Source organism: Nocardioides aquaticus (assembly GCF_018459925.1).
Classification (GTDB): domain Bacteria; phylum Actinomycetota; class Actinomycetes; order Propionibacteriales; family Nocardioidaceae; genus Nocardioides; species Nocardioides aquaticus.
Genome location: NZ_CP075371.1, coordinates 4,061,333 through 4,080,815, shown reverse-complemented (window position 1 = coordinate 4,080,815; position 19,483 = coordinate 4,061,333). Strand labels below are relative to the sequence as shown.

Annotated in this window: 20 protein-coding genes; 13 read left to right on the top strand and 7 right to left on the bottom strand. The window is 75.1% G+C overall.

Features of this window, described 5'->3' with window-relative positions:
- Positions 1-103: 103 nt before the first annotated feature.
- The gene (locus ENKNEFLB_RS19860; protein ID WP_246535687.1) at positions 104-721 is read right to left on the bottom strand and encodes a TetR/AcrR family transcriptional regulator; all 618 of its coding nucleotides are present in this window, start codon (positions 719-721) and stop codon (positions 104-106) included.
- A gap of 77 nt (positions 722-798) precedes the next feature.
- Here ENKNEFLB_RS19860 and ENKNEFLB_RS19855 point away from each other — a divergent pair, with 77 nt between their 5' ends.
- Positions 799-2,223, top strand: coding sequence for a DHA2 family efflux MFS transporter permease subunit (locus ENKNEFLB_RS19855; protein WP_246535686.1), 1,425 nt, complete (start codon positions 799-801; stop codon positions 2,221-2,223).
- A gap of 178 nt (positions 2,224-2,401) precedes the next feature.
- On the opposite strand, the gene ENKNEFLB_RS19850 is transcribed toward ENKNEFLB_RS19855, so the two are convergent.
- From ENKNEFLB_RS19850 to ENKNEFLB_RS19840, 3 genes are read right to left on the bottom strand one after another with little or no spacing between them, the layout of a single operon-like run.
- Positions 2,402-2,998 carry a hypothetical protein gene (locus ENKNEFLB_RS19850; RefSeq protein ID WP_214056945.1) on the bottom strand — a complete coding sequence of 199 codons (597 nt, stop codon included), beginning with the start codon at positions 2,996-2,998 and terminating at the stop codon, positions 2,402-2,404.
- Positions 2,985-3,314: a hypothetical protein gene (locus ENKNEFLB_RS19845; RefSeq protein ID WP_214056944.1), complete on the bottom strand. Its 330-nt coding sequence runs from the start codon at positions 3,312-3,314 to the stop codon at positions 2,985-2,987. Before ENKNEFLB_RS19845 ends, ENKNEFLB_RS19850 begins: the two co-directional genes overlap by 14 nt.
- Positions 3,315-3,365: 51 nt before the next feature.
- Positions 3,366-5,003 (bottom strand): ABC-F family ATP-binding cassette domain-containing protein, encoded by a 1,638-nt coding sequence (locus tag ENKNEFLB_RS19840; protein WP_214056943.1) that lies wholly within the window; start codon positions 5,001-5,003, stop codon positions 3,366-3,368.
- Positions 5,004-5,041: 38 nt separating this feature from the next.
- Between ENKNEFLB_RS19840 and ENKNEFLB_RS19835 the strand changes: the two genes are divergently transcribed.
- The 6 genes from ENKNEFLB_RS19835 (at position 5,042) to ENKNEFLB_RS19810 (ending at position 10,356) form a co-directional block, all read left to right on the top strand.
- Positions 5,042-5,686 carry a class I SAM-dependent methyltransferase gene (locus tag ENKNEFLB_RS19835; RefSeq protein ID WP_246535685.1) on the top strand — a complete coding sequence of 215 codons (645 nt, stop codon included), beginning with the start codon at positions 5,042-5,044 and terminating at the stop codon, positions 5,684-5,686.
- A gap of 57 nt (positions 5,687-5,743) precedes the next feature.
- Entirely contained in the window at positions 5,744-7,906 is a 2,163-nt protein-coding gene (locus ENKNEFLB_RS19830) for an ATP-binding protein (RefSeq protein WP_214056942.1), read from the top strand.
- A gap of 119 nt (positions 7,907-8,025) precedes the next feature.
- Positions 8,026-8,571, top strand: a complete 546-nt coding sequence (locus ENKNEFLB_RS19825) for a pyruvoyl-dependent arginine decarboxylase (protein ID WP_214056941.1) — start codon at positions 8,026-8,028, stop codon at positions 8,569-8,571.
- Positions 8,564-9,145 carry a hypothetical protein gene (locus tag ENKNEFLB_RS19820; protein WP_214056940.1) on the top strand — a complete coding sequence of 194 codons (582 nt, stop codon included), beginning with the start codon at positions 8,564-8,566 and terminating at the stop codon, positions 9,143-9,145. Before ENKNEFLB_RS19825 ends, ENKNEFLB_RS19820 begins: the two co-directional genes overlap by 8 nt.
- 117 nt (positions 9,146-9,262) lie before the next feature.
- Positions 9,263-9,646 carry a response regulator gene (locus ENKNEFLB_RS19815; RefSeq protein WP_214056939.1) on the top strand — a complete coding sequence of 128 codons (384 nt, stop codon included), beginning with the start codon at positions 9,263-9,265 and terminating at the stop codon, positions 9,644-9,646.
- A 35-nt stretch (positions 9,647-9,681) separates the two neighbouring features.
- The gene (locus ENKNEFLB_RS19810; RefSeq protein ID WP_246535684.1) at positions 9,682-10,356 is read left to right on the top strand and encodes a DedA family protein; all 675 of its coding nucleotides are present in this window, start codon (positions 9,682-9,684) and stop codon (positions 10,354-10,356) included.
- On the opposite strand, the gene ENKNEFLB_RS19805 is transcribed toward ENKNEFLB_RS19810, so the two are convergent.
- Both ENKNEFLB_RS19805 and ENKNEFLB_RS19800 read right to left on the bottom strand, forming a co-directional pair.
- Positions 10,322-11,788, bottom strand: a complete 1,467-nt coding sequence (locus ENKNEFLB_RS19805) for a PepSY-associated TM helix domain-containing protein (RefSeq protein WP_214056938.1) — start codon at positions 11,786-11,788, stop codon at positions 10,322-10,324. The genes ENKNEFLB_RS19810 and ENKNEFLB_RS19805 overlap by 35 nt on opposite strands.
- A 64-nt stretch (positions 11,789-11,852) precedes the next feature.
- The gene (locus ENKNEFLB_RS19800) at positions 11,853-12,467 is read right to left on the bottom strand and encodes a hypothetical protein (RefSeq protein WP_214056937.1); all 615 of its coding nucleotides are present in this window, start codon (positions 12,465-12,467) and stop codon (positions 11,853-11,855) included.
- Between the two features lie 184 nt (positions 12,468-12,651).
- Between ENKNEFLB_RS19800 and ENKNEFLB_RS19795 the strand changes: the two genes are divergently transcribed.
- The gene (locus tag ENKNEFLB_RS19795) at positions 12,652-13,461 is read left to right on the top strand and encodes an alpha/beta hydrolase family protein (protein WP_214056936.1); all 810 of its coding nucleotides are present in this window, start codon (positions 12,652-12,654) and stop codon (positions 13,459-13,461) included.
- Positions 13,462-13,479: 18 nt separating this feature from the next.
- Here the strand turns inward: ENKNEFLB_RS19795 and ENKNEFLB_RS19790 are convergent, their stop codons facing one another.
- Positions 13,480-15,171, bottom strand: a complete 1,692-nt coding sequence (locus ENKNEFLB_RS19790; RefSeq protein ID WP_246535683.1) for a dolichyl-phosphate-mannose--protein mannosyltransferase — start codon at positions 15,169-15,171, stop codon at positions 13,480-13,482.
- A 111-nt stretch (positions 15,172-15,282) separates the two neighbouring features.
- Between ENKNEFLB_RS19790 and rsmI the strand changes: the two genes are divergently transcribed.
- The 5 genes from rsmI (at position 15,283) to ENKNEFLB_RS22970 (ending at position 19,459) form a co-directional block, all read left to right on the top strand.
- Positions 15,283-16,152 carry a 16S rRNA (cytidine(1402)-2'-O)-methyltransferase gene (gene rsmI / locus ENKNEFLB_RS19785; RefSeq protein WP_246536045.1) on the top strand — a complete coding sequence of 290 codons (870 nt, stop codon included), beginning with the start codon at positions 15,283-15,285 and terminating at the stop codon, positions 16,150-16,152.
- Positions 16,149-17,030, top strand: a complete 882-nt coding sequence (locus ENKNEFLB_RS19780) for an alpha/beta fold hydrolase (RefSeq protein WP_246535682.1) — start codon at positions 16,149-16,151, stop codon at positions 17,028-17,030. Before rsmI ends, ENKNEFLB_RS19780 begins: the two co-directional genes overlap by 4 nt.
- A 7-nt stretch (positions 17,031-17,037) precedes the next feature.
- The gene (locus tag ENKNEFLB_RS19775; RefSeq protein ID WP_214056933.1) at positions 17,038-17,922 is read left to right on the top strand and encodes a TatD family hydrolase; all 885 of its coding nucleotides are present in this window, start codon (positions 17,038-17,040) and stop codon (positions 17,920-17,922) included.
- A gap of 287 nt (positions 17,923-18,209) precedes the next feature.
- Positions 18,210-18,770, top strand: a complete 561-nt coding sequence (locus ENKNEFLB_RS19770; protein WP_214056932.1) for a ubiquitin-like domain-containing protein — start codon at positions 18,210-18,212, stop codon at positions 18,768-18,770.
- Positions 18,767-19,459: a resuscitation-promoting factor gene (locus ENKNEFLB_RS22970; protein ID WP_275955914.1), complete on the top strand. Its 693-nt coding sequence runs from the start codon at positions 18,767-18,769 to the stop codon at positions 19,457-19,459. The genes ENKNEFLB_RS19770 and ENKNEFLB_RS22970 overlap by 4 nt, the downstream gene beginning before the upstream one ends.
- Positions 19,460-19,483 lie beyond the last annotated feature (24 nt).

Genomic DNA, 19,483 nt, shown 5'->3' with positions numbered 1-19,483 from the left:
GTCCAGGAGGCGGGCACAAGGCCACCGGCCGGTTCGGGGTCGCACGGCACCCGGTCGTCGGTCCGCCGTACCCAGCCCCGGGGCCCCGCCCCAGGGCCCCGTCCTACTCGGCCCCGGGTGCCGTCACGAAGGTCAGCGCGTCGCCGAAGGCGCAGACCGTGAACGGAGCGACCGCGCGGCCCGCGCCCTCCTCGTCGAGGTGCTCGGGGGCCCGCATCGAGAGCAAGACGTTCATCAGCATCCCCTGCGCCACGAAGTCGCGGATCCGCTCGTCGCTGCCGCCGGCGTCGCGGAGCGTGGCGAACACCGCGCCCATGCAGGCCCGGCTCCGCTCGGCGATCTCCTCGATCCCGCCGGCCGCGAAGCCGTGCATCATCACCATCAGCAGGTCCCGGTCGGCCATCAGGGCGGCGTAGGCCAGCCCCAGCCGCTCCCAGTCGGCCTCGCTGTCGGGGTCGAAGGGCTGGGCGTCGATCACCTCGGCGAAGGCCCGGTCGATGCGCTGCATGGCGCGCTCGAACACCTCGAGGAACAGCGCGAGCTTCGTGCCGAAGATCCGCACGACGTACGGCTGGGACACCCCGGCGTGCTTGGCCACGGCGTCGGTGCTGGTGCCGTGGTAGCCGGCCAGCGCGAAGGCGTGGGTGGCGGCGTCGAGCACCAGCGCGCGGCGGTCCTCGGCGCTCATCCGGGGTACGGGGGCGGCGTCCTGGGAAGTCATCCTTGACAGATTATCAAACGATTACCTACCGTCGTGGCGTAAGTAATCATTCGATGCCTTCTAGACCGGAGATGCAGATGACCCTCCTCGACCGCCCGCCGGAACGCCAGGGACCCGCCGCCGACCCGACCGGGCGCGCCCGCCGCGCACCCGTGTGGCTCGTGGTCGTCGCGGCCTCGTTGCCGATGTTCATGGCCACGCTCGACAACCTCGTGATGACCAGTGCCCTGCCGGTGGTGCGCGCCGACCTCGGGGCGAGCGTCGGGCAGCTGTCCTGGTTCCTCAACGCCTACACGCTGACCTTCGCGACCTTCATGCTGCCGGCCGCGACCCTGGGTGACCGGCTCGGCCGGCGCCGGGTGATGGTCGCCGGCATCGCGGTCTTCACGCTGGCCTCGATCGCCTCGGCGCTGAGCACGACCTCGGAGGCGCTCATCGCGGCCCGGGCGGTGCAGGGCCTCGGGGCCGCGGCGATCATGCCGCTGTCGCTGACCCTGCTGGCCTCCTCGGTCTCGCCGGCGCTCCGCCCGGTCGCGATCGGGATCTGGGGCGGGGTGTCGGGCCTCGGGGTCGCGCTCGGTCCGGTCGTCGGCGGGGCCGTCGTCGAGGGGATCAGCTGGCAGGCGATCTTCTGGCTGAACGTCCCGGTCGCGGTGGTCGCCGTGCCCCTGCTCCTGCTCACGGTGCCCGAGGCCCGGGGCGCCTGGCAGCGGCTGGACCCGGTCGGGACGCTGCTGGTCGGCGGCGCCGTGCTCGCCGGGGTCTGGGGCATGGTGCACGGCAACGAGGACGGCTGGGGCTCGGTCGGGGTCCTGGGCCCGCTGGTGCTCGCGGTCGTGCTGCTGCCGGCCTACGTGCTCTGGGCGCGCGGGCGCTCGTACGCCGTGCTGCCGCTGCGGCTCTTCTCCTCCCGCGGCTTCTCCGTGGCCAACGCCGTCGGGCTGCTGTTCACCACGGGCGTGTTCGGCACGGTGTTCCTGCTCTCGCAGTACCTGCAGGTCGTCCAGGGCTTCAGCCCCCTGGAGGCGGGACTGCGGACGCTGCCCTGGACGGCGGCACCGATGGTGGTCGCCCCGATCGCCGGCGCGCTGGCCTCCCGGACCGGGCTGCGGGCGCTGCTGCTGGTGGGCCTGGCCCTGCAGACCGCCGCGCTGGCGTGGTTCGCCGTGCTCACCGAGAGCGGCGCGGCGTACGGCTCGTTCGTCGTGCCGCTGGCGATGGCCGGGATCGGGATGGGCCTGACCTTCGCCCCCAGCGCGACCATGGTCCTCGACGGCCTGCCGGACGACGACTTCGCGATCGCCAGCTCCGCCAACTCCACGATCCGCGAGTTCGGGGTGGCCTTCGGGATCGCGCTGCTGACCGCGGTCTTCCTCGGCAACGGCGGCGAGATCAGCCCGGTCGGGTACGACGGCGCGGTCGGACCCGCGCTGCTCACCGGCTCCGCCGCAGTCGGCCTGGCCACGCTCGCCGCGTTCCTGGCGCCCCGCCGGGTCCGCTGAGGCGACCGCCGGGCAGCGGTCCGGGCAGCGGTCCGGGCAGCGGTCCGGGCGCCCGGCGCAGCTGTAACGCTGTGTTACATCGTCTGGTGCGGCGTCGTGACGCTGCGCTAGGCGATGTAACACAGCGTTACAGCGCGAGTGGCGGCGTGACGCCGAGGCGACGGGCCCGCCGGACGGGTCAGAACGGCAGGCTGGTGGTCCCCGGTGCCACGACCAGCAGCCCGGCGACGCGGCGCTCCTCGTCCCAGGCCACCCGCCCCAGCCACTCCCCGGCCTCGCAGCGGAGCCGGGTGGCGCCGACGACGCCGCCCAGCACCGGCTCCCCGACGCCGACCGACGAGCCGTCGGGGAGCTCGAGGCGGGTGGCGTGGCAGCCCTCGAGGCGCCCGGTCTCCCGGACGACGCCGGCCCAGGTGTCCAGCACCAGCGCGCGGGTCAGCACGGCGGCGGTGTCGTCGGTCATCAGCGCGCGGAGGTGGTCGTAGTCACCGGCGTCGAGACGGGTGAACACCTCCTCGGTGGCGAGGTCGAGACCGTCGGTGGGGCTGGGTGTCATCGGTCGTCCGTCCCGGGGGTCGAGGGGTGTGCCGAACCGCTTGAACGCGGCCTGGCGGGTCGTGCCGAGGGTCGCGCCGACCTCGGCCCAGGTGTGGCCGGCGGCCCGGGCCGCGGCGACGGCGGCGTGCAGGCCGTCCTGGGCCCGCGCGGCCGCCTGCCGCGCGGCGGCCAGGGCCAGCAGGGACCCGGGATCACCGCGGGCCTCAGTGCCGGTCACGCGAGGACGTGAGCGCGGCCGGCAGGATCGCCCCGGCGACGATGAAGCCGGTCGCCCAGAAGGCGCTGTTCCCGTCCCCGATCCGGACCGTCAGGTAACCGAGGACGGTGCCGGTCGCGGCGGCGAGCGCGTACGCCCGCGGGTCGACCGTGTCGCGGTCCCCGCCGGAGGCGTAGGGGCCGGCGAAGAGCATCACCCACAGCGCGAGGGCCAGCACCGCACCGACCACGAAGGACGGCCAGCCGGACCCGTCGAGGAGTCCGACCGCGACGGTGACCGCGGCGGCCACCGCGAGGACCTGGGGGGTGCGCGTCATGCCCCCACCCCACCCGCCCCGGGCCGGTCTGTCAACCACAAGTTGACAGACTCAGCCGGTCGAGACCTGGCCGGCCTCGACCCGCCACTGCTGGTCCAGACGCACCTGGTCCAGCAGCCGCCGGTCGTGGGAGACCAGCAGCAGGGCGCCGTCGTAGGCGTCCAGCGCGTGCTCGAGCTGCTCGATCGCCGGCAGGTCGAGGTGGTTGGTCGGCTCGTCGAGTACCAGCACGTTGACCGCGCGCGCCTGCAGCAGCGCCATCGCCGCGCGGGTGCGTTCGCCGGGGGACAGCCGGGCGACCAGGCCGGCCACCTGGTCGCTCTTGAGACCGAACTTCGCCAGCAGCGTGCGCACCTCGGCCGGCGAGAGGTCGGGCAGCGCGGCCTCGGCGGCGTCGCCCAGGGTGCGGTCCTCGGGCAGCGAGGCGCGGGCCTGGTCGATCCCGCCGACCGACAGCGACGCACCCTGCGAGGCGCGGCCCTCGTCGGGTGCGAGGTGGCCGAGCAGGAGCTGGAGCAGGGTGGTCTTGCCGGCCCCGTTGGGCCCGGTGATCCCGATCCGCTCGCCGGCGTCGACCTGCAGCGACACCGGGCCGAGCGTGAAGTCGCCGCGCCGCACGACCGCCTGGTCGAGCGTGGCCACCACCGAGCTCGAGCGCGCGCCGCGGGCGATCGAGAACTGCAGCTCCCACTCCTTGCGGGGCTCCTCGACCTCTTCGAGGCGGGCGATCCGGGACTCCATCTGCCGGACCTTCTGCCCCTGCTTCTCCGAGGACTCACTCTGCGCGCGGCGACGGATCTTGTCGTTGTCGGGGCTCTTGCGCATCGCGTTGCGCACGCCCTGCGAGCTCCACTCGCGCTGGGTGCGCGCCCGGGACTCCAGGTCGGCCCTGGTCCCGGCGTACTGCTCGTAGGCCGCACGGGCGTGGCGCCGGTGCACGGCGCGCTCCTCCAGGAACGCGTCGTACCCGCCGTCGTAGACCCGCACCTGGTGCTGGGCGAGGTCCAGCTCGACGACGCGGGTCACGCAGCGGGCGAGGAACTCGCGGTCGTGCGAGACCAGCACGACCCCGGCCCGCATGCCGCCGACCAGCCGCTCGAGCCGCTCGAGCCCGTCGAGGTCCAGGTCGTTGGTGGGCTCGTCGAGCAGGACGAGGTCGAAGCGGCTCAGCAGCAGCGCGGCCAGCCCCACCCGCGCGGCCTGCCCGCCCGACAGCGAGGTCATCAGCGCGTCGGGGCCGACGTCGAGACGCAGGTCGCCGAGCACGGCGGGCACCCGCTCGTCGAGGTCGGGCGCGCCGGAGGCCAGCCAGTGGTCGAGCGCGACCGCGTACGCGTCGTCGGCGCCGGGCACCTCGGAGCCGAGGGCGGCGGCGGTGGCCTCCATCGCCTCGGTGGCTGCCGCGGCGCCGGTACGCCGGGCGAGGTGCTGCCCGACCGTCTCGCCGGGCAGCCGCTCGTGCTCCTGGGGCAGCCAGCCCACGAACGCGTCCGCGGGGGCCGTGCTGACGGTGCCGGCCAGCGGGGCGTCCCGGCCGGCGAGCAGCCGGAGCAGGGTCGACTTGCCGGCCCCGTTGGCGCCGACCACGCCGACGACGTCGCCCGGGGCGACGGTCAGGTCGAGGCCCTCGAAGAGGGTGCGGTGGGCGTGTCCGCCGGACAGCCCCTTGGCGACCAGGGTGGTGCTCACCGCTGGAGCCTAGGCCGCGGTGCTGCCACCATGGCCGGGTGGTGCGCGACGGTGCGGGCTGGTGGACCGAGCGGGTCGTGCCGCGCCTGGTCGACGCCTCCCTGTCGGCCGCGCCGGTCGACCGGCTGCGGGCGCGCGCCTGCGCCGGTCTGCACGGGCGGGTGCTGGAGATCGGGTTCGGCAGCGGGCTGAACCTGCCGCAGCTCCCGGCCGGGGTCACCGCGCTGGACGCCGTGGAGCCCGCGGACCTGGCGTGGGAGCGTTCGGCCGCCCGGCGGGAGGCGTCGCCGGTCGCGGTGCGCCGCACCGGCCTGGACGGCGAGCGGCTGGCGGCGCCGGACGGGTCGTACGACGCCGTGCTCTGCACCTTCACCCTCTGCACCGTCCCCGACCCCGCCCGGGTGCTGGCCGAGGTGCGGCGGGTGCTCCGACCCGGCGGGTCGCTGCACCTGCTCGAGCACGGTGCGGCACCGGGACCGCGGGTGCGGGCCTGGCAGCGGCGTCTCGAGCCGCTGCAGCGGCGCGCGTGCGGCGGCTGCCACCTGACCCGCGACGTGCCCGGGCTGCTGGCCGACGCCGGGTTCGAGGTCGCCGTGGTGCACGTGGGCTACGTCGCCGAGGGCCCCGCGCGGCCCTGGTCCTGGGTCACCGGCGCCCGCGCCACACCGCTCGTGCGCCCCTGAAGCCCCGGCTCGGCCGAAACGCGTCGGGCGCGCGCGCACCGCACTACCCTCGGTTCCATGCCGCCAGGCCCTCCCGCCGCTCGGCGACAACGACAGCTGCTGGCCGTCGCCGTCGTCGTCGGCAGCGGTCTCTTCCTCACGTTCTGGGCGCTGCTCGCCTCGGACCTCTCCGGGGGTGCCCGGGCGACGGTCAGCGCGACCGGGCTGCTGACGGCCGGGGTCCTGGCCGTGGCCAGCGGCGCGGTCCGCGCCCGGTGGTCCACCGGCGGTCGCCGACGAGCCTGGGGACTGCTCGCCCTGGCCGGCGTGGTCGCGCTCAGCAGCAACGTTCTCAACGAGGCCTTTCCCGAGGCGGCGATCGGGGAGACCCCGGTCACCGACCTGGTGATCGCCGCCGCCCTGGTGCTCTCGATCACCAGCCTGGCCTACTTCACCCAGGTCACCCGACGCCCGGTGGACCTGGCGGTGATGGCCCTGGACGGGCTGATCCTGGGCTCGGCGGTGCTGATGATCGCCGCCAGCCGCGTCTACGACCCGTTGGCGGCCACCGGCGGCGACGTGCCCCTGTTCGCGGGCCTGGTCATCCCGGCCCTCGACGTGGTGCTGGCCACGGTCGCCCTGGTCCTGCTGCGCCGCACGCGCGGACCCGACCGGCTCGCGCTCGGCCTGGTGGCCGCCGGCTTCATCGTCTACACGATGACCGACCTCGGGTGGGCCGTGCGGGTCGCCGGCGGCGACGAGTCGCTGGGGACCCAGCTCGACCTCGGCTGGATCGCGGGCTACCTGCTGCTCGGGCTGGCGGCCTGGTGGCCGGTCCGGGTGCGCGACGTGCCCCGGGAGGTGAGCGTCGCCGGCGCCGAGGACTGGGACACCGCCGTGGTCTTCGGGGTGCTCCTGGTCGCGGTGCTGGTCGAGGTGATGGGGGAGGGCGCCGGCGGGCTGCTGACGCTCGAGGCCGCCCTGTGGCTGTTCCTGATCGGGGGCGCGGGCGTGCGGCAGGGCCTGATCGCCCGGGAGAACCGCCACCTCCGCCGCCACCTCGAGGTCCAGGTGCGCGAACGCACCGCCGACCTGCGCCAGATGGGGCGCGAGACCGAGGTGCTGCTGTCGTCGGTGGCCGACGGGATCTACGGCGTCGACACCGAGGGCCGGGTCACCTTCGTCAACCCCTCGGGCGCCGCCATGCTCGGTTACGCCGTCGACGAGCTCACCGGCTGCCTGGCGCACGACGTCTTCCACGCCGCGGCCGACGACGGGGTGCCGTTCCCGGCCGAGGACTGCTACATCACCGAGGCGGTGCGCTACCGGATCGTCAGCAACGGCGAGGAGGACCACTACGTCCGCGCCGACGGCGCGACCTTCCCGGTCGAGATCACCGCCAGCCCGCTCGTCGACAGCGAGACCGGGGACGTGCGCGGCGGGGTGGTGGTCTTCCGCGACGTCACGCAGCGGCGCGAGGTCGAGCGGGTCAAGAACGAGTTCCTGTCCGTGGTCAGCCACGAGCTGCGCACCCCGCTCACCTCGATCCGGGGCTCGCTGGGGCTGCTCGCCGGGGGCGTCCTCGGCGACCTCCCGGAGCCGGCCGGCGCGATGGTCGACCGTGCGCTGCAGAGCTCGGAACGGCTCACCCGGATGATCAACGACATCCTCGACCTCGAGCGCATCGAGTCCGGCAGCCTCGCCCTCGAGGTGCAGCCGCAGGACGTCGACGGCCTGCTGGCGATCGCCGACCGCGAGATGGCCGGCCTGGCCGCCAGCAGGGACGTACGCCTCGTCCGCGCCGCCGGCTGCCCGGCCCAGGTGATGGCCGACCACGACCGCATCGTGCAGTCGCTGACCAACCTGATCGGCAACGCCGTGAAGTTCTCCCCACCCGGCTCGGTGGTCGAGCTGGGCGCCCGGCAGGAGGGCGACGCGATCGTGATGAGCGTGGTCGACCGCGGCCGGGGGATCCCGGCCGACCGGCTGGAGACGATCTTCGACCGGTTCGAGCAGGTGGACTCCTCCGACATGCGTCAGCAGGGCGGCTCCGGGCTGGGCCTGGCGATCTGCCGCGGCATCGTCGAGCGCCACGGCGGTCGGGTCTGGCTGGAGAGCGAGCTCGGGGTCGGCACCACCGCGCTGCTGGCGCTGCGGGCCGCCCCGGCCGCGTCCGCCGCACCGGGGTCCGTCGCGGGGTCGGACCAGGTGGGACCGGCCGCGGTCCCCGCCTCGACCTAGGCCGCGGTCGTACCCGTGGCTGACCCGACGCACGCCGGGGGTGCCCCGTCCGCCATGATTCGGGGCACCCGCGGCGTCCCGGTCCGCGACCGCGCCTGCACCGTCCTCTTGGGAGACTCATGCGACCCGTCCCGACCCGTCCCGACGGCAACCCCGAGGGCAGCCCCGAGGGCGATGGCGCCGACGGGCTGCGGATCAGCGTCCGCACCGGCAGCGGCACCGGGCGTACCCGGCTCTCGGCCTTCGACGGCGCGCTGCGCGAGGCCGGCGTCGCCGACCTCAACCTGGTGACGCTCTCCTCGGTCATCCCCGAGCACAGCACGGTCGTGCAGGCCCACGACCCGCTCGGCGCGGAGCACGGCGACCGGCTGTGGTGCGTGCTGGCCAGCGCCGGCGCCGAGCAGCACGGCGAGGTCGTGTGGGCCGGGCTGGGCTGGGCCACCGACCGCCGCACCACCGGCGGGGTCTTCGTGGAGCACCACAGCGGCAGCGAGGAGGCCCTGCGGGCGCAGATCGACCTGAGCCTGGAGGACCTGTGCGCGTCGCGGGGGTGGCAGGACGTGGAGACGGGGTCGGCGGTGGCCAGCGCCCACTGCGTCGACGACCCGGTCTGCGCGCTCGTCGTCGCCGCCTACGAGGTCCAGGGGTGGGGCGACCGTGGCTGAGTACCAGGTCTCCGGGGAGACCGTCACGATCGACGTCGAGCGCGACCTCGACGAGGACGTGACGGAGCGGTTCCACGCCCTCTACGTCGAGACCTTCGCGCCGATGGCGGTGCGCGCGGTGGCCCGGCAGGTGCTGCACCGCGAGGAGTTCGTCGAGGAGATGCGCGACCCACGGGTGATGAAGTACGTCGCCCGCGACGCGGCCGGCGCGGTGATCGGGCTGACCACGCTGACCCGTGACCTCGAGACGGTGCCCTGGATCAGCCCGGAGTACTTCGCCGCGCGCTACCCCGCGCACGCCGCCCGCGACGCCGTGTTCTACCTCGGCTTCACCCTGGTCGCGCCCCAGCACCGCCGCTCCAGCGTCTTCCGGCTGATGATCGAGGAGGTCGCCGACCACGTCCTGGAGGCGCGGGGCGTGTGCGGCTGGGACGTCTGCGCCTACAACGAGGAGGTGCTCGGCTTCTCGACGATGATCGGGCAGCTGCTGCACAGCCGGCTCGACTGCACCATCGAGGAGATCGACGTGCAGCGCTACTCCGCGTCCGTGGCCCACGGACCGCTGCCGTCCTGAGGCCGCCCGGGGAGCGGCCCGCCGGGGGGCCACCGGTGCCGGTCCCGGGGCCGATCGCCCGGGGGATACCGTGGCACCGGCAGCCGTCCGGGCCTGCCCGTGCCTGAGGAGGACACGATGCCGACCGTGCTCGTGGTGGACGACGACGAGGACGTCCGTGTGGTGACGTCGATCTCGCTCGCGCGGGTCGGCGGGTGGACCGTGCTGGAGGCCGCCCGCGGCCGCGAGGCGATCGACATCGCCCGCGAGCAGCAGCCCGACGCGATCCTGCTCGACCTGATGATGCCCGACATGGACGGCATCACGACCTTCGGCCACCTCCAGGACGACCCGGCCACCCGGGACATCCAGGTGATCCTGCTGACCGCCAAGAGCCGGGTCGGTCCCCAGCAGCCCTGGGACGGCCTCGCCGTGGCCGGGGTGCTGTCCAAGCCGTTCAGCCCGATGGACCTGCCGGGGCAGGTCGCCGCCCTGCTCGGGTGGGACGTCCCGCGACCCTGAGAGGTCCGTCGCGCGCGACCTCCTAGGCTTCGGTCGTGCCGACCCTCACCGCTGCCCTGCTGACCGCTGCCGCCGGCGGGGGTGACGACCCGGCCGAGCTCGGCGGGGTGGCCGGGTGGGCCGTCGACGTCATGGAGCAGCTCGGCGCCTTCGGTGCCGGCCTGCTGATCGCGCTGGAGAACCTGTTCCCGCCACTGCCCAGCGAGCTGATCCTGCCCGTCGCCGGCTTCACCGCCTCCCAGGGCACCCTCTCCCTGACCGGCGCCATCGTCTGGACCACCGTCGGGTCGCTGGCCGGCGCCCTGGTCCTCTACTGGCTCGGCGCGGCCCTCGGCCGGGACCGGACCTTCGCGATCTGGCAGCGCCTGCCGCTGGTCGACGACCACGACTTCCTGCGTACGGAGGCGTGGTTCGCCAAGCACGGTCGGTGGGCGGTCTTCCTCGGTCGGATGATCCCCATCTTCCGCAGCCTGATCTCGGTCCCGGCGGGGGTGGAGCGGATGCCGCTGCCCCTCTTCATGGTGCTCACCACCGTGGGCAGCCTGATCTGGAACACCACCTTCATCCTGGCCGGCTACCTGCTCGGCGAGCAGTGGTACCGCGTGGAGCCCGTCGCCGGCTGGGTCCAGCGGGTCGTGATCGCCGTCGTCCTGGTCGCCGCGATCGTGTGGGTCGTCAAGCGGCTGCGCCGTCCGATGACCCCCGCCTGACCCGCCCCCGCAGCCCGACCGCGACGTCGAGGACCAGGAACGCCAGCAGGCTGACCCCCAGCACCGGCAGGGCCCAGCCCACGACCACCGCGCCGACCACCAGGACCCCGGTGGCCACCGGCGGCAGGGAGCGCCAGGCCCCGCGGCGCACGGGCCGGCCCATCCGCAGCCGGTGGCCCCGCGTGGGCCGCCGCTGCCACCACATCCGGTAGCCGGTCACGATCATCGCGACCAGGACGCCGGCCAGCGCGAGCAGCGCGACCTGGCTGACCCACCCGAACAGCAGGCCCATGTGCAGGTCGATGCCCCAGCGCGCCAGCTTGGCCGCGACCGGGTAGTCGTCGAAGCGGACCACGTCGGCGACCTCGCCCGAGGACGGGTCGATCGCGGCGGCGTCGGCCTGCGTCGGCCAGGACTTGTCCAGCTCCTGCACGACGTAGGTGCCCGTCGCGCCGGTCGGCCCGGCGACCTCCACCGGGCCGACCAGGTCGGCGGCGCGGGCCGCGTCCAGCGCGCCCTGGTAGCCGACGCCGGGTGAGTCGCCGAGCGGTGCGGCCTCCGCCGCGCCGCCGTGGCCCTCGTGGCCCTCGTGGCCCTCGTGGGCCTCGGGGTCGGCCTGGGCGGCACCGAGGTCGGCCACCACCTGGGGGGTGTCCCAGCTCAGCGCGCCGCGCAGCTCGGTGACGTGGGCGCCGGCGTAGGTCGACCAGGTCAGCCCGGTGGCGGCGAGCATCGCGAAGCCGAGGAAGGCCCAGGTGCCCAGCGCGCCGTGCCAGGAGCGGGTGCGGCGGCGGGCGCTGCCGTCGCGTCGCGGCCGGAGCCGGGAGCCGTCGCGGCGACCGGTCCACCACAGCAGCAGTCCCGCCAGTGCCACGACGCCCAGCCAGGAGGCGGCCAGCTCCGAGTAGAGACGGCCGGGCTCACCGAGGTGCAGGTGGCGGTGTAGCTCGCTGATCCAGGTGCGCACCGGCAGCGACCCGGAGGACCCGTACGCCGTCTCCTCGCCCAGCACCTCGCCGTCGACCGGGTCGACGAAGACGGCCAGGCGGCGGCTCTCGGCGGTCTCGCCGGCGTCGAGCAGGACCCGGGTGGTCGCCCCCTCGCCGTCGCCGGGGCGGACGGCGAGCAGCGGGAGGTCGGGCTCGGTCTCCCGGGCGGCCGCGACCTGCTCGTCGAGCGGCAGCGCGGGTCCGCGCGCGTCCGTGGTGAGCACGTCGGAGTAGACGACGCGCTCGATCTGGGGGCTCACGGCGTAGAGCCCGCCGCTGACCGCGGCGACCAGCAGGAACGGTGCCACCAGGACGGCGGCGTAGAAGTGCAGGCGTAGCAGCAGGGGTCGCAGGCTGCGGCGTGGGCCAGGGCCCGGGTCCGGTCCGGGCTGCCGGGCGCGGTCGGGGTCGGTGGTGCGGTGGGTCGCGGGGGTGGTCGTCACGACGGCCTCTCGGTCGGGCGCGCGGGTGCGCGCAGCGGCCCGGCGGTGGCCGGGCAGGCGACCGTCAGGCGGGCTGGGGTGTGTGGTGCGGGATGGTGGCGGGGGCGGGGGTCCCGGGCGGGGCCCGGGGACCGGCCGCGGCCGAGGCGTCCGGCGCGGAGGGGCGTCGTACGACCGGGGCCGGCTGCGGGTGACGGACCACCGGACGGGGTGCTCCGGGTGCGGGTGGTGGGACCAGCCGGGCCAGGGTCGCCCGGACCAGGGCACGGATCGCGTGGTCGGCGCGCAGTGCCAGCAGGGTGGTGAGCAGCGCGACGAGCAGGTGGCCGCCGAGCATCGTGACGCCGCCGTCGAGCAGGCCGTGGCCGCCGTGGCCGCCCTGGCCGCCGTGGCCGGTCATCCCGGTCATGCCGGTCATCCCGTCGTGGGTGGCCGCGGGCGAGGAGGTCATCGACAGCAGGCCGTGCCCGGCCGCCTGCACCGTCAGCGCGCCGGTCAGGACGCGGGCCGGCGTCGGACGACGGGCGAGGAGCGGTCCGCAGACGAGCCCCAGGGCGGTCAGCAGCAGGGCGGGGCCGGTGCCGACCGCGTGACCGGCGGCGCCGGCGTGGGCCAGCACCGCGCCGAGGCCGCAGACGAGCCCGAGCACGCTCGCGCGCAGGGCGTCCGAGGTGACCACGGCGGCAGCCTACGGCCGGGTGACGCAGCCGCCGCCGACCGCACCGGCCGCAGTCGTGGGTGCGAGCCCGGTCCAGGGGCCGTGCTCAGGCACACGACCCACCCGGCCGCTGGCAGACGGGCGCGGGCCGGCGGAAGTCCGCGTTGGTGGGGTACGCCCCCCACCCGTACCCGATAATGACGGCGTGACGAGCGAGGGCCGGGGTGCGCCGCGGTGGCCGTGGGCGTGGACGGCGCTCGGCGTGCTCGCGCTGGTGCTCGCCGTCGGCGTCGTGCCGCTGACCACCGTCGCCGCCGGGGAGCTGCCGGGCCGCACCGTCCGCACGGAGCTCGAGGGGCAGGACGTCCGCCTGGACCTGCCCGGCGGGGACGTGGATCCCAAGGGCCTGGTGGTCTGGTTCCACGGCCAGGGCGGCGACGTGGACGTCCGGATGGACGACCCGTTCCTGGAGACGCTGCGCCGCGACGGCTGGGCCGTCGCCTCGTCGGACTTCCACGGCCCCTCCTGGGGCAACGCGGCCTCGACGCGCGACGTCGACCTGCTGGAGGCGTGGGCCGAGGAGCAGACCGGGCTCACCCCGGACGTCTTCGTGGCCGGGTCGATGGGTGCCGCGACCTCGCTGAACGCCCTGGTGGAGGGCACCGAGCCCCCGGCCTGCTGGTACGCGGTGCGCCCGGCGCTGTCGCTGACCGACATGGACGCGGTCCCCGGCGCCGACGCGTACCTCCGCCGTGCCTTCGGCGGAGCCGTCCCGCGCACCCGTGACCCCATCCGCAACGTTGACCGGCTGCCGACCGCGACCCACTACCGGATGGTGGCCTCCCGCGACGACCCGTGGGTCGACTACACCGAGAACGCCCAGCCGTTCATCAAGGAGCTCAGCGCGGCCGGCGCCGACGTCAGCCAGGTCCTCGTCTACGGCGACCACCAGGACGACGAGCACTTCAACGGCCGCGACGTCCTCGCCTTCGCCAACGCCTCCTGCCTGGACTGAGGAGAAGGTCGGCCCGGCTCAGATCCAGCGGGCGAACCACATCCGGTCGATCCACTCCCCGCGGGTGAGCAGCTGGTCGGTCCACAACGGCCAGAACCATGCCGCGTTGAGCACCACCAGCACCAGGAACGAGCCGGCCACGACCACCCCGACCGTGCGCCTGCGGGCGCTCGCGCCCGGCGGCCCGATGAGCCGGCCCAGGCACAGCACGATCGCCAGCACCAGGAACGGCAGCATCGCGACGGCGTAGAAGAAGAAGATCGGGCGGTCGTCGTACTGCAGCCACGGCAGCCAGGTCGCCAGGGCCCCGACCACCGCCAGTTGCGCGCGCCAGTCCCGCCGGCCCCACCACAGCGCGACCGCACCGAGCAGCGCGAGCACGCCGCCCCACCAGATCACCGGGGTGCCGATCAGCAGCACCTGGCGCAGGCAGTCGCTGCCCGCGGGGGCGGTGCACCCGTCCGTACCGGGCGGGATGTCGGTGTCCGCGGAGATGCCGACGGGCCGGTTGAGCAGCGGCCAGCCCAGCGGGTCCGAGGCGTAGGTGTGCGTCGAGCAGTTCAGGTAGTGGGCGTGGAAGGTGTAGACGTCCTGGTGGTAGTACCAGAGCGAGCGCAGCGACTGCACGAGCTCGCCGGGGCCGCTGGCGTCCGGCTCGGACGCGGTCGGCCACGACCCCGTCTCCGCCTCCTCGTTGTCGGTCTCGCCGTCGACGCAGGGGCCCTCGGCCACGAAGCGGGTGTACTGCGTCGAGGAGAGCGCCTCCTCGTACTCCGCGGCGTTGGCCAGCCACCCGCCCCAGGTCGCGACGTAGACGACCGCGGCGACCCCGACCAGGTGCACGAAGGCGGGCAGCCCGTCGACGACGGCCGAGCGCAGCCGGGCCCGGCGTACTCCCGCGGAGCGGCGCGCGCCGGCGCTCCAGAGCCAGACCAGGACGCCGAACGCGGCCAGCGGGAAGGCCGCGGTCCACTTCGTGCCGAGCGCCAGGCCCCACACCACGCCGCCGGTGAGCAGCCACGGCCGCCAGAGCAGCGCGCGTACGGGTCCCCAGCCGCCGCGGACGGGCACGCCACCGGTGGCGCGGGCCAGCCGGGCGCGGAACCACGCCCGGTCGTTGACCACGCAGGCCACCCCGCAGAGCAGGAAGAGGGCCAGGAAGATGTCGAGCAGGCCCAGTCGGGACAGCACGAGGTGGACCCCGTCGAGCATCAGCAGCAGCCCGGCCACGCAGCCGAGCAGGGTCGACCCGGTCAGCCGTCTGGCCAGCCGGCACATCACCAGCACCATCAGCGCCCCGGCGACCGCGGCGGAGACCCGCCAGCCGAACGGGTCCATCCCGAAGGCCTTCTCGCCGAGCGCGATCAGCCACTTGCCGACCTCCGGGTGGACGATCATCGACGGGTCGTCGGTCCAGATGCCGGTGGTGGTGCCGTCCAGGACCTGCTCGTCGGCGCCGTCGACGTAGCCACGGACGTAGCCGTGGTTGAGCATCGACCACGCGTCCTTGGCGTAGTAGGTCTCGTCGAAGGCGAAGGAGCGCGGCGAGCCGAGGTCCCACAACCGCATGACCAGCGCCAGCAGGGTCACGCCGAGCGGGGCGCCCCAGCCGATCCACCGGCTCTCGCGGCGCGGCGGCGTGGCGGGGGAGCCCGTTCCGGGTGGGGGCGGCGTCGGGCGCGGCGCGGTCAGCGTGCCCCCGGTCGTCACGCCGGGGAACTCTACGTCGCGGTCGCACGGCATGATCGGTGCATGAGTCCGTCGAGCCCCCCGAGCCCCCCGACCAGCGCCGACGGGGGTCACGGGGCGCCGGACGCCGGCGTGCTGGTGCTGGCCGCCACCCCGATCGGCCGGGTCGAGGACGCGCCGCCCCGCCTGGTCTCCGAGCTGGCGACCGCCGACGTCGTGGCAGCCGAGGACACCCGCCGGCTGCGGCGTCTCACCGGCGCGCTCGGGGTCGAGCCGACCGGGCGCGTGGTGTCGTACTTCGAGGGCAACGAGCAGGCCCGGACCCCGGTGCTCCTCGAGGCCCTGCTGGCCGGGCAGCGCGTGCTGCTCGTCACCGACGCGGGCATGCCCTCGGTCTCCGACCCGGGCTACCGGTTGACCGCCGCGGCCGTCGAGGCCGGGGTCCGGGTCACCGCGGTGCCGGGCCCGAGCGCGGTGCTGACGGCCCTGGCGGTCTCCGGGCTGCCGGTGGACCGGTTCTGCTTCGAGGGGTTCCTGCCGCGCAAGGCCGGGGAGCGCTCGCGACGCCTCGACGCGCTGGGCGCCGAGGAGCGGACGATGGTGTTCTTCGAGGCGCCGCACCGCACCGAGACCGCCCTGCGGGCGATGGCGCTGGCCTGGGGCGAGGACCGGCGCGGGGCGGTCTGCCGGGAGCTGACCAAGACCTACGAGGAGGTCCGTCGCGGCGGGCTCGGGGAGCTGGCGGACTGGGCCGCGGACGGCGTCCGGGGCGAGGTCACCCTGGTCGTCGAGGGTGCCGCCCCGGTGGCCGCGGTGGCCTCCGACCCGGCCTCCCTGCTGGCCGCGGTGGTGGTGCGCGAGGATGCCGGGATGAGGCGCAAGGACGCGGTCGTGGAGGTCGCCCGGCTCGCCGGGGTGCCCAAGCGGGAGGTCTACGACCTCGCGCACGGGGTGCACGAGGTCGAGGGTGCGGACGACGTGGGCCGGGAGGACGGCGCGTGAGCGCGCTGGACGGACGGATCACCGAGGTCGCGGTCGGTGCTCCGGCCGACGGGCTGGTGCTCGACGTCGACGACCAGGGCCCTCCCGACGGCGACGTGGTCGTGCTGCTGCACGGCTTCCCCGAGCGGGCCACCTGCTGGCGCGACGTCGTCCCGCGGCTGCACGCCGCCGGGCTGCGCACGCTGGCCGTCGACCAGCGCGGCTACAGCCCGCGGGCCCGGCCCGGCCGGCGCCGCGACTACCGCGCCGACCTGCTGCGCGACGACGTGGTGTCGGTGGTCGAGGCCGCCGTCGACCGGGTCGGACCGGACCGCCGGGTGCACCTGGTCGGGCACGACTGGGGCGCCGTCGTGGCCTGGCTGGTCGCCGCCGAGCGGCCCGAGCTGCTGGCGACGCTGACGACCTTCTCGGTGCCGCACCCCGGGGCGTACCTGCGGGCCGGCGTGCGCTCCAAGCAGCTGCTGCGGTCCTGGTACATGGCCGCCTTCAACGTGCCCGGCCTGGCCGAGCGGATGGCGCAGCAGCCCGGCGGCCGCTTCGAGCAGCTGCTGGCCCGGACCGGGATGACGCCTCCCGAGCTCGCCCGCTTCCGGGCCGAGGTCGTCGAGGACGGCGCCCTGCCCGGAGGGCTGGGGTGGTACCGCGCCCTGGCGCTGTCGGCCGGCGCGATGGGCGCCGGTCGGGTGCGGGTGCCGACCACGTTCGTCTGGAGCGACGGCGACACCGCGATCGACCGGTGGGGCGCGGAGCACTGCGGCGACTTCGTCCGCGCCGAGTACGAGCTCGTGGTGCTGACCGGCGTCACGCACTGGATACCCACGCAGGCCCCCGCGGCGGCCGCCGAGGCGGTCCTGGACCGGGTCGCGAGCCTCGGGTGAGGGCGGCGTGAGCGGGCCGACGCGCGCCCGGTCGGGGTCGCAGGAGTCCGGGCACTCCCGCGACCGGGGGCGTCCGCCGGCCCCCGAGCCGCTGCCGCACCCGGTCGTGGACAACCACTGCCACCTCGACATCGCCGACGGCGACTGGCTGCCCACCGAGGAGGCCCTGGCGGCCTCCGCCGCGGTCGGCGTCCCGCGGATCGTCCAGATCGGCTGCGACCTGCCCGGCGCCCGCTGGGCGGTCGAGGCCGCCGCGACCCACGACGCGCTGGTGGCCGGGGTCGCGCTGCACCCGAACGAGGCGCCGCGGCTGGCGGCCGAGGGCCTGCTCGACGAGGCGATGGCCGAGATCGAGCGGCTCGCCGGCGCCCACGACAAGGTGCGCGCGGTGGGGGAGACCGGCCTGGACTTCTTCCGCACCGGCGAGGACGGCCGCGAGGCGCAGGTGGAGAGCTTCCGCCGACACGTCGACCTGGCCAAGCGGCTCGACAAGACGCTGGTCATCCACGACCGCGACGCCCACGAGGAGGTGCTGCGCGTCGTCGCCGAGGAGGGCGCGCCGCCACGGTGGGTGATGCACTGCTTCTCCGGCGACGCCGACGTGGCCCGCCGCTGCCTCGACCTGGGCGCGTACCTGTCCTTCTCGGGCACGGTCACCTTCAAGAACGCCCGCGAGGTGCGGGAGGCGCTGGTGGTGGCGCCGCGCGACCGGGTGCTCGTGGAGACCGACGCGCCGTACCTGACGCCCACCCCCCACCGAGGCCGCCCCAACGCCTCCTACCTGGTCCCGCTGACGGTGCGCTCGATGGCCGAGACCCGGGGCGACGACCTCGCCGCGCTCTGCGCGGCGATCGACGCCAACACCGAGGCGGCGTTCGGCGGGGCGTGGTGAGAGCGGCCGTCACGACCGTGAGGACCCGGTCACACCCCGCGCGCCGCACCCCAGGTCAGGCCGGGTCCTAGGTCCCAAACGGCCCCCGAATGTTTGCCAATCCGTGACCTCGGATGTTCTGGTGGTCCAGACGGCCGGTCCACGGACCGGCCCGTCCAGCGCCGTGACCGTCTCCGCGCCTCGTGTCCGCCCCCGGGTGGACGAGATGCAGACCGTCGCGCGCAGGACGGGCACCGGGACCACGATCCGGGGCGTCACGACCGAGTCCCCGACATCCAGGGAGAGACGTGCAGGCGAACTCGTCCAGCACCCCGCCCGAGCCCACCCCCACCCCGTCCGACCCCACCGCACCAGCCGCCGCCGGCCGCTTCTCGCGGACGCTGCGCAGCCGCTGGCTGCTCGGCGGACTGGTCGCCCTGACCGCCACCGCGGTCGCCGGCACCACCGTCGCCTACGCCTCCATGAGCACCACCGTGGACCTCTCGGTCGACGGTGAGCAGCGCGAGGTCACCGCCATGGCCAGCACCGTCGGCGAGGTCCTCGAGTCCGAGGGCGTCGAGGTCGGCCCGCGCGACATCGTCGCCCCCTCGCCCGACGAGGAGATCGAGGAGGGCACCGCGATCACCGTGCGGTACGCCCGGCAGCTCGACCTCGTCGTCGACGGCGAGGAGGAGACCCACTGGGTCACCGCCACCAGCGTCTCGGACGCCCTGGCCCAGGTCGGCACCGACTACCGCGGCTCCGACCTGTCGACCAGCCGCAGCATGACCATCGGTCGCGACGGCGCCAGCCTCCGGGTGGTCACCCCAAGAAGCTCACCCTGGCCCTGGCCGGGAAGAAGCCGGTGACCAAGAAGCTGACCGTCCTGCGCGTCTCCGACGCGCTGGAGCAGATGAAGGTCGACGTCGACAAGACCGACGAGGTCTCCCCGAAGCCGGGCCGCGTGCTCGAGGACGGCGACAAGATCGTCTTCACCGACGTGCGGGTGGCCACCGAGCGCGACCGGGACCAGGTCATCGAGGCCGGCACCACCCAGCGCGACGACCCCGAGGCGCTCGAGGGCGAGACCAGCACCGTACGAGCGGCGCAGGACGGCGTGCGCGACGTGACCTACCGCGTGGTCTACCGCAACGGCGAGGAGGACGCCCGCAAGGTCGTCAGCTCCTCGGTCGTGCGTGAGCCGGTCACCGGCATCGTCGCCGTCGGCACCCGCGAGCCGGAGCCCGAGCCCGAGCCGGAGGCGGCCTCGTCGCCCGCGGCGCCCTCGGCGCCGACCAGCAACTTCGCCGGCGGCAGCACCGTGTGGGACCAGCTCGCGCAGTGCGAGTCCGGCGGCAACTGGGCCATCAACACCGGCAACGGCTACTACGGCGGCCTCCAGTTCAACCTCGGCACCTGGCAGTCGTACGGCGGCACCGGGCTGCCCAGCGCCAACAGCCGCGAGACGCAGATCGCGGTGGCCGAGCGGCTGCGCGCCGCGACCGGCGGCTACGGCTCCTGGCCGAGCTGCTCGTCGTCCCTGGGGCTGCCCCAGTGACGCGTGCCCGCCGGCACTAGCCTC